6 protein-coding genes and 2 pseudogenes are annotated in these 7,288 nt (G+C 64.9%); 5 read left to right on the top strand and 3 right to left on the bottom strand.

Features of this window, described 5'->3' with window-relative positions; translation table 11 throughout:
- Positions 1-563: 563 nt before the first annotated feature.
- From ACWGKT_RS48110 to ACWGKT_RS48100, 3 genes are read left to right on the top strand one after another with little or no spacing between them, the layout of a single operon-like run.
- A complete protein-coding gene (locus ACWGKT_RS48110; protein WP_453278760.1) occupies positions 564-869 on the top strand; it encodes a CU044_2847 family protein in 306 nt (101 codons plus the stop codon).
- A 9-nt stretch (positions 870-878) separates the two neighbouring features.
- Positions 879-1,718: a serine protease gene (locus tag ACWGKT_RS48105; protein ID WP_453278759.1), complete on the top strand. Its 840-nt coding sequence runs from the start codon at positions 879-881 to the stop codon at positions 1,716-1,718.
- Positions 1,696-3,738: a hypothetical protein gene (locus ACWGKT_RS48100; RefSeq protein ID WP_453278758.1), complete on the top strand. Its 2,043-nt coding sequence runs from the start codon at positions 1,696-1,698 to the stop codon at positions 3,736-3,738. The genes ACWGKT_RS48105 and ACWGKT_RS48100 overlap by 23 nt, the downstream gene beginning before the upstream one ends.
- Before the next feature lie 28 nt (positions 3,739-3,766).
- Here ACWGKT_RS48100 and ACWGKT_RS48095 read toward each other — a convergent pair.
- Positions 3,767-4,213 (bottom strand): annotated as a pseudogene (locus tag ACWGKT_RS48095) (IS701 family transposase); the annotation flags it as partial.
- Here ACWGKT_RS48095 and ACWGKT_RS48090 point away from each other — a divergent pair.
- Positions 4,162-4,879 (top strand): annotated as a pseudogene (locus ACWGKT_RS48090) (transposase). The pseudogenes ACWGKT_RS48095 and ACWGKT_RS48090 overlap by 52 nt on opposite strands.
- A gap of 58 nt (positions 4,880-4,937) precedes the next feature.
- On the opposite strand, the gene ACWGKT_RS48085 reads toward ACWGKT_RS48090, so the two are convergent.
- The gene (locus ACWGKT_RS48085; protein ID WP_453278757.1) at positions 4,938-5,330 is read right to left on the bottom strand and encodes a winged helix-turn-helix transcriptional regulator; all 393 of its coding nucleotides are present in this window, start codon (positions 5,328-5,330) and stop codon (positions 4,938-4,940) included.
- Positions 5,331-5,436: 106 nt separating this feature from the next.
- Between ACWGKT_RS48085 and ACWGKT_RS48080 the strand changes: the two genes are divergently transcribed.
- A complete protein-coding gene (locus ACWGKT_RS48080) occupies positions 5,437-6,270 on the top strand; it encodes an enoyl-CoA hydratase/isomerase family protein (protein ID WP_453278756.1) in 834 nt (277 codons plus the stop codon).
- 138 nt (positions 6,271-6,408) lie between these two features.
- Here ACWGKT_RS48080 and ACWGKT_RS48075 read toward each other — a convergent pair whose 3' ends face one another.
- Positions 6,409-7,194, bottom strand: a complete 786-nt coding sequence (locus tag ACWGKT_RS48075; protein WP_453278761.1) for an IS5 family transposase — start codon at positions 7,192-7,194, stop codon at positions 6,409-6,411.
- Between the last annotated feature and the right edge of the window lie 94 nt (positions 7,195-7,288).

The raw sequence follows: 7,288 nt of genomic DNA, 5'->3' as shown, positions 1-7,288 counted from the left end.
TCGGCTACCTCACCCCGGCCGAGACCAGGCAGCGGCATCAACACGCCCTCGCGGCATAACCGACGAGTGTCCAAGATCACGGGGAAACTTCACGCACTATCAGACGTCGCGTACGTGCCCGCCTGACCACCGACGGTCGAGTCGCCTTCCTCGGTCACGTAGCCGCGCTGCAGGCCATCGTGGCCACCGCGAACGCCCCGTCCGTCGGCGACCGGCCACGCAACTGACCACGAATCCCGGCTGGAGCACCAAAACGTTCCGCGCGTTCACCGTACCTACCTCTGCAGACCAGGCAGTACGCCGAAACCGAAACCTGCCTCCGCTCCGGCCCGAAGCAACCTCCCGCGCAGCGGCCAAGCCACCTGATCACCCATCAAACTGGGCACTCTCCGAGAACGACGCAGCCCTGCACCGACATGCGCTGAACGACGGTACGCGGAGACGTGGCCTCGTATCCCTTCTGCCTCATTCCGGTCGTAACAGCTGTGCGACACGGCCTCGCTGGCTACCCTTTTCGGTGCCGAGACTCACTGGAAGTCCGGTTATGGGGTGGGGGGAGGGACATGTCTGATTCTTTGGTGCGGGTCGAGACTGTGGAGCTTGACTCGCAGGGGTCTCGTCAGATTCGGGCTAGAAACCGCGGGACGGCGTCGCTGCAGGAACGGTCCGCGGAACTGCAGGAGGCGATCGTCTCGGCCTCCGGGATGGCGCAGAGTTCCCTGGCGCGCCTTCGGGACCACGACGGGTGGCGCGTCAGTTCGTTGGAGGTGTCGTTCGATGTGACCCTCGCGGCGGAGGCCGGGGTGATCCTGTCCAAGGCGTCTGCCGAGGCCTCGTTCGATGGCGTCATCACCGTGGAACGAGCCTGAAGGCCGATAGTGCCAGGCCGCGACTACGCCGTGGACATCCGCCAGGGTGATGTCTACCTGGGGGCCGGATTCCTGCTGACCCGTTGCTATGTCCTCACAGCCAACCACTGCTTGAGCGCGCTGTCCCGCCAGGACGACCAGGTGACCGTGTGCTTCGAGTCGGGCAGCTCGCTGGAGGGGTGTGTGCGGCGACGGGTCGCGGAGGCGGACCTCGCGATCGTGGAGATCCTCCGCCCGCAGGACGTCCCTTTCGGCCTGCCGAACGCCGATCATGCGCGACGCGGAGACCGCTGGCGCGGCCTGCACCGTCCCACGACCAGCGACCCGGACCTGGGCGGTCTCGTGGACGCGTACGGCGTCAAGTACCACTGTGAGGGCGGGGAAATCGTCGAAGCGGTCCAGTTACTTGTGGAGCAGACCCTGGGCGACTACGCCGGGTACTCCGGCGGGCCTGTGGAGAAGACCACCCCCGGCTCAGACGGCGCCGTCATCGGGATCCTCATCGAGCAGTACCTGGACCGGCAGGACGCCCGGCGCTCGGCCAACGTGCTGTTCGCCGCCACGATTCACGAGGCCATGAGCCGCTTCGAATACTTCCGCACGGGCCATCTCCGCAGAGTTCTGGAGGGCCGCCCCGAGCAGCAGACCGTGGGGGCGTGCGGCACCGACGTCAGCATGGACGTCGAGATGGACCGGACGGAGACACTCCTGATCCGGCTCAAGGAGTGGTCGGACAGAGGACTGCTCGACCCGGCCCAGGTGGTCAGCCTCGCGGGGCGTGCGGTCAAGGCCCTGATTGGCAGGACTATGGGGGGTGAGGACACCGGTGCCCAGCGAGACGCTGACTGACGTCATCCGCCGTGCGGAACGTGCTCTGACCGAAGGCAATGGCGACGATGAGGACGTGCCCTTCCAGCTGTCCGACGTTCCGGACCGGCTTGTCGCCGACTCAGTCGTACGCAGTCCGGAATCGACGAGAAGCGTTTGCTATCTGGCGGCGTTGTTAAATTCGCTCGACCACCGCGACGACGCACTGCGCCTGCTACGGAGCGCGGCCACAGCACTCTTCTCCCCGCGATCTCTGGAATCTCCCGAATGGGCCTCGGCTCTGAACCAGTTGGGGGTAATGGCCGCATCCCTCGGCGACGTAAGGCTGGCGCACGACGTACTCCAAAAGCTTTCCGAGGAATGTCCGCCCGCAGCACCGTTGCTACGGGCCCGTGTCGACGCCAATCTCGCCGCCGCACAAGTGCAGTTGGGGATGCCAGAGCAGGCCCAGGCGTCCGTGCGGCGGACGTACACATACCTCGGAGCGGCCGGAGCCTCGACCGAGGGGGACGATCTCGACATCCAGAACGTCCTGGCGGCCGTCGAGTTCGCCCTCACCAGCCAGGGGACGGACCAGTCGTCCAGGGAGACAGCGGTCGGAGGCTTCCGGACGGCCAACCTGGCCTCGTTCGAAGAGCCCGACGCCGAGACTGGCAACGAGTCGAGGAAGATTTCGCTGCTGGTCAGCAGGGCGGTCGTCGAACTGGAGCAGGCTCGGGCGAAGGACGACCCGAATGAACTGGACCGCCTCGTCCTGGCCCTGGAGACGATTACCGCCCGGGCCGCCGCCTCGCTAGGCTCCGACCATCCGCAGACGGTGATCGCCATGGTCAACCTGGCGTGCGCCGAGTTTGAATCGGCGCGCACCACCGCCGAGCCGCGGAGCGCGCGCCTCGACCGTGCCGTGGAAGCCCTGCGGTCAGCCTCGGAGCTGGCCACGAGGCGTCTGGGGGCGGAGCATCATCTCACCGTCACCGTATCCGCCACCCACTCACGCGCACTGCGTGAAGTGGCCCGAGCGACACGTCAACAGCAGCCCACCCAGGGGGACGAAACCATGGACAGAGGGCCGGAAGTGCGCCGCCCGGGAGCCACTTCCCGGCCGGCCGGAGTTAGGCAGCTTGTGATGAAGACCCTGGTCACAGCAGTGGTCGCTGGGGTTGCCTACATCATCACCAGTGCCACTTCTACCGATCAGTCCGAGATGTGGAATCTGACCGTTTCGGTGCTCCTCGGTGGTGCCGTGCTAATCGTCCAGTATCTGGTGGATTTCGAGCAGCGACTTGAGGCGATGGAGGTCGGTCTCAACGCACGCAGCCGAGACTTGGCAGACCTCGTGGGGGCGAGCTTCGCCCGTGTCAGTGAGGCCACCGAGCTGTTCAGTCAGGTCGACCGTTCCGTGCTGCGCTCAGACGGAGTGGCCCAACTGGCCCGCAGCGTGACGCAATTGGGAGAGGACAGCCCGAACATCGTGCGGGACTTCGCCAGCGAGGAGATCAACCGCCTGACGACGATGATCGACAATCTCAACTCCCGGATCACCGACTACGAGGGCGAGAACCTGGACTGGTTGTTCTCCCTCACCCAGTGCGCCAAGACGACCATCGACGCTGTCAGCACCAGTGCGACCAGAGACCTCTGGTTCGGCCCGCATGCGCCTCGTTATCTGGAGACGGAGTCCGACGCGGTGAACCAGCGGAATGTACAGATCCGTCGGCTGTTCATTGTGCAGCGGCCCGAGGACGTCGACGACTCGCTGGAACGGCTGTGTGAGGACCAGCGAGGTCTGGGCATCGAAGCCCGAGTGCTGGTCCCCTCACAACTGCCGCTCTACGTCAGACGCGGTGTGATCAAGGATTTCATCCTCTTCGACCAGTCGCTGTCCTACGAGGTCGAACAGGATTTCGCCGGCTTGGGCGGTAGCACAACACTGAATGTCCGCGCCGACGACATCGCGACCCGGGTCAGACGCTTCAACTTGTTGTGGGAATCGGCCGAGGCGCCTGCCGGCGATCATACGCACGACACGAACCGCCACTGACCATTCTGCTCGGCCTGTGCCCACTGGGCGGCGACCGCCTTGCGGACCTTATCCATGTCCACGGGCCCTTCGCACCGTCACCGCACGAACGTCGCTCCCACGCTTCGTTCGGGGCCTGGGAGAAGAGGTGATCGATGCGTCCGAAGTGCGACACCTGCTGGGACTTGGGGACCGCGAGCACATATCCCAGGCCGGTCTCCTCCAGCATGCGGCGCAGCCTCCACTCCTGCCCGTAGGCCGAGTCTGCGGTCACCCAGGCGGTCGGCAGCGGCGAGGCGATCGCCCGCAGCACCATGGCCCTGGCCAGGTCGGGCTTGGTGGCGAAGCCCCGCTCGTTGGGGATGTGGGCGGTGCGGCAGCGGTCTCGGTCGTCGGTCCAGGACTTGGGCAGGTACAACTCGCGGTCCACCAGGGCCCGTCCACGTGTGGTGGTGTAGGCGGCGAACACGCCGATCTGGCAGTTCTCGGTGCGGCCGGGGGCCTGTATTTCAATTACTGCTCTGTGAGCGGGCGTTGGCGGGACACGGGGGTGTGACTGCGCGTACGGCCGATCGAGCCTCCGTTGTGGCTTTGAGGGCCAAGTTCGATCAGTTCCTGCCCCATCTCGATGAGCGTCGCCGCCGCGACCTGGGCAAAGGCCCCCGCGCGGTCGCCACTGTCATCGACTCCCAGAGCGTGAAAGCCGCCGAGACCGTCTCCAGGGCAACCCGCGGCTACGATGCGGGCAAGAAAATCAACGGACGCAAGCGCCACCTAGTCGTCGACACCCGTGGGCTTCCCCTCATGGTGATGGTCACTCCCGCCGACCTGCACGATGCCGCAGCGGCGAAGGAAGTCCTCTTCCGCCTGCGCCTGATGCACCCCGAGATCACGATTGTCTGGGCCGACTCCGCCTACGCCGGGAAGCTCGTCGACTCGGCAAAACAGCACCTCAAGCTTCGTCGTGCTGCCCCGCCGCTGGGTCGTTGAAAGGTCGCTCGCCTGGATGATGCACGCGCGCCGCCACGCGAGGGACTACGAACGGCTCATCCAGCACTCCGAGACCCTGATCACCTGGGCCGCCACCACCCTCATGACCAGGCGCCTCGCCCGGAAGGGCGCCACCCTCAGCTGGACAAGAAAGCCGACACAGGCCAGCTGAGCCCTGCTCGTCCATGCCACTGCGATCCACCTGCACATCGACATCATTGAACAGGCGGTTAAGCGTCAGCCCTGGTGTCGTACGCCCGCTGGCAGTTCTGGATCTCTCCGCTGTGCTCGACGGTCCAGTCGTAGAGCTGGCCGAACGGCTTGCGCAGGGACTCGCCCAGGGGTGTGAGCGAGTACTCGACGCCGACCGGTGACGTCGGCAGCACCGTGCGCTGGATCATGCCGTTGCGCTCGAGACGGCGCAGTGTCTGGGTGAGGACACGCTGCGTGATGCCCTCCAGACCTCGCTTCAGTTCATTGAACCGGGTGGGTCGCTCCAGCAGCGCCATCACCATCATCGACCACTTGTCCGCTATCTGGTCGAGGATCGGCCGGCTGGAGCAGTCCGCCCGGAAAACCGTCCGTGTTTCGGCGTCAACGCCGTGCAGATCGGTGTCCTTCATGATCCTAGGTGCTCCCAAAGTGCGTTCTTGACCATCTGGGCGCCGTCGCCGACGGTAGGTATGCATCGCAAACCTACATGCCCAACGGTAACCAACGGAGAACCTCATGACGAACGATGCCTACTCGACCCTGCGCGTGAGCAGCGAACACGGCGTCGCCCGGATCGTCCTCGACAATCCCCCGGTGAACGCGCTCGGAACGACGATGATGCGCGAGCTGCGGACGGTGCTGACGGGCCTCAAGGACGACTCTTCCGTCCGCGTGATCGTCTTCTCGAGCGCCGACCCGGAGTTCTTCATTGCGCACGTGGACATGCACATCGGGGAAGAGATGGACGTTCTCCAGGAGCTCGCCGCATCCGCGCCGGCGGACGTCAACGTGTTCCAGGCGATCGGTGAGCTGATCCGCCACCAGCCCCAGGTGACCATCGTGAAGCTCGCCGGGAAGGCCCGCGGAGGCGGGGCGGAATTCGTGGCTGCAGCGGACATGGCATTCGCCGCCATCGAGACTGCTGGACTCGGTCAGATCGAAGCGCTGATGGGCATCATCCCCGGTGGAGGCGGAACGCAGTACCTCCGGGGCCGCGTGGGTCGCAACCGCGCACTGGAGGTGATCCTCACCGCCGACTTGTTCGATGCCGAGACCGCAGCGTCCTACGGATGGATCAACCGGGCCCTGCCGGCCGACGAGCTCGACGAGTACGTCGACCGTATCGCCAACAACATCGCCGCGCTGCCCGACGGTGTCATCGAAGCAGCCAAGCACTCGCTGCCCGCCGATGACTTCAAGGAAGGACTCCTCCGTGAGAACGATGCCTGGGCTTCTACGTTCAGTCTGCCGGCCGCTCAGCACCTGATCAGCGGGGGCCTGCAGGACGGGGCACAAACACCGGCCGGCGAACGCGACCTTGAGGGACTGATGCGCAGCGTCGCGCGCTGATTGCCGGACGGGCACATGACACATCGCTGAACGGCCCCACAGCCGTCCTGTTCGTCCATCAAGCCATTGAGCTTCCGATTCGGGTTCGGAAACACGCACTCAGAGGGCGTTTGATCTAGGTGGATTGCCCTTTATCTCCTAGTAAGTTCCTCGCCAGGTGGGTGTCGTCTCGTCCGTTATGCGCTTGGTGAGGTTGTCGATCGAGGCGACGTGGATCATGGCCTCGGAGCTGGCGGGCAGAGTCTCGTAGTCTCGGGCGAGGCGCCGATGAAGCATGATCCAGCCAATACTTCGTTCGACAACCCAGCGCCTTTTGACAACGTGGAAGCCGCGAACTCCTGGGTTTCTGTTGACGACTTCGACGTCGATTCCGAGGCTGGCTCCGTGCTCGATGACGGCGTTTTTGAATCCGGTGTCGACCCAGCTCTTGGAGATGGTCGGGTAGGTCTTCTTGGCCTGGTCGAGGAGCTGGATTCCGACGGCGTTCTCGGACAGGCTCGCGGCAGTGACGGTCACGGCGAGGATGAGGCCGATCGTGTCGGTGAGGATGCCGCGTTTCCGGCCGACGATCTTTTTGGCGGCGTCGGTACCCTGGCTGGTCAGGGGCACATTGGTGGAGGTCTTCACGCTCTGGGTGTCGATCACCGAAGCGGTTGGTTCGGGCTTACGTCCTTCCTTAACGCGGGCCAGTCCGGTGAGGTCGTAGTTGAGCTGGGTGAGGATTCCCTCGTCGCGCCAGGCGGCGTAGTAGGCGTAGACGGTGGCGTGGTTAGGGAAGTCGTGCGGGAGGTATTTCCAGGGGATTCCGGTGCGGTTGATGTAGAGGAGTGCGTTGAAGACGTCGCGCAGGTCGACCTTGGCCGGCTGCCCGGTTGGCCTGCGGTCGAGGCGGGCCTTTCTCCAGGCCGTCAACGTCGGCTCGATTAAGACGTCGTCTCATTTGGCGAGTCGGCGGTAGCAGATGAGGGTGCAGGCGATGCTGGTGAAGGCCAGGAAGTGCTCGGCTTTGCGTTCGTAG

The sequence above is a fragment of the Streptomyces sp. NPDC054794 genome (assembly GCF_053611585.1).
The sequence above is the reverse complement of the archived record's forward strand: the minus strand, read 5'-3'. Positions and strand labels throughout refer to the sequence as shown.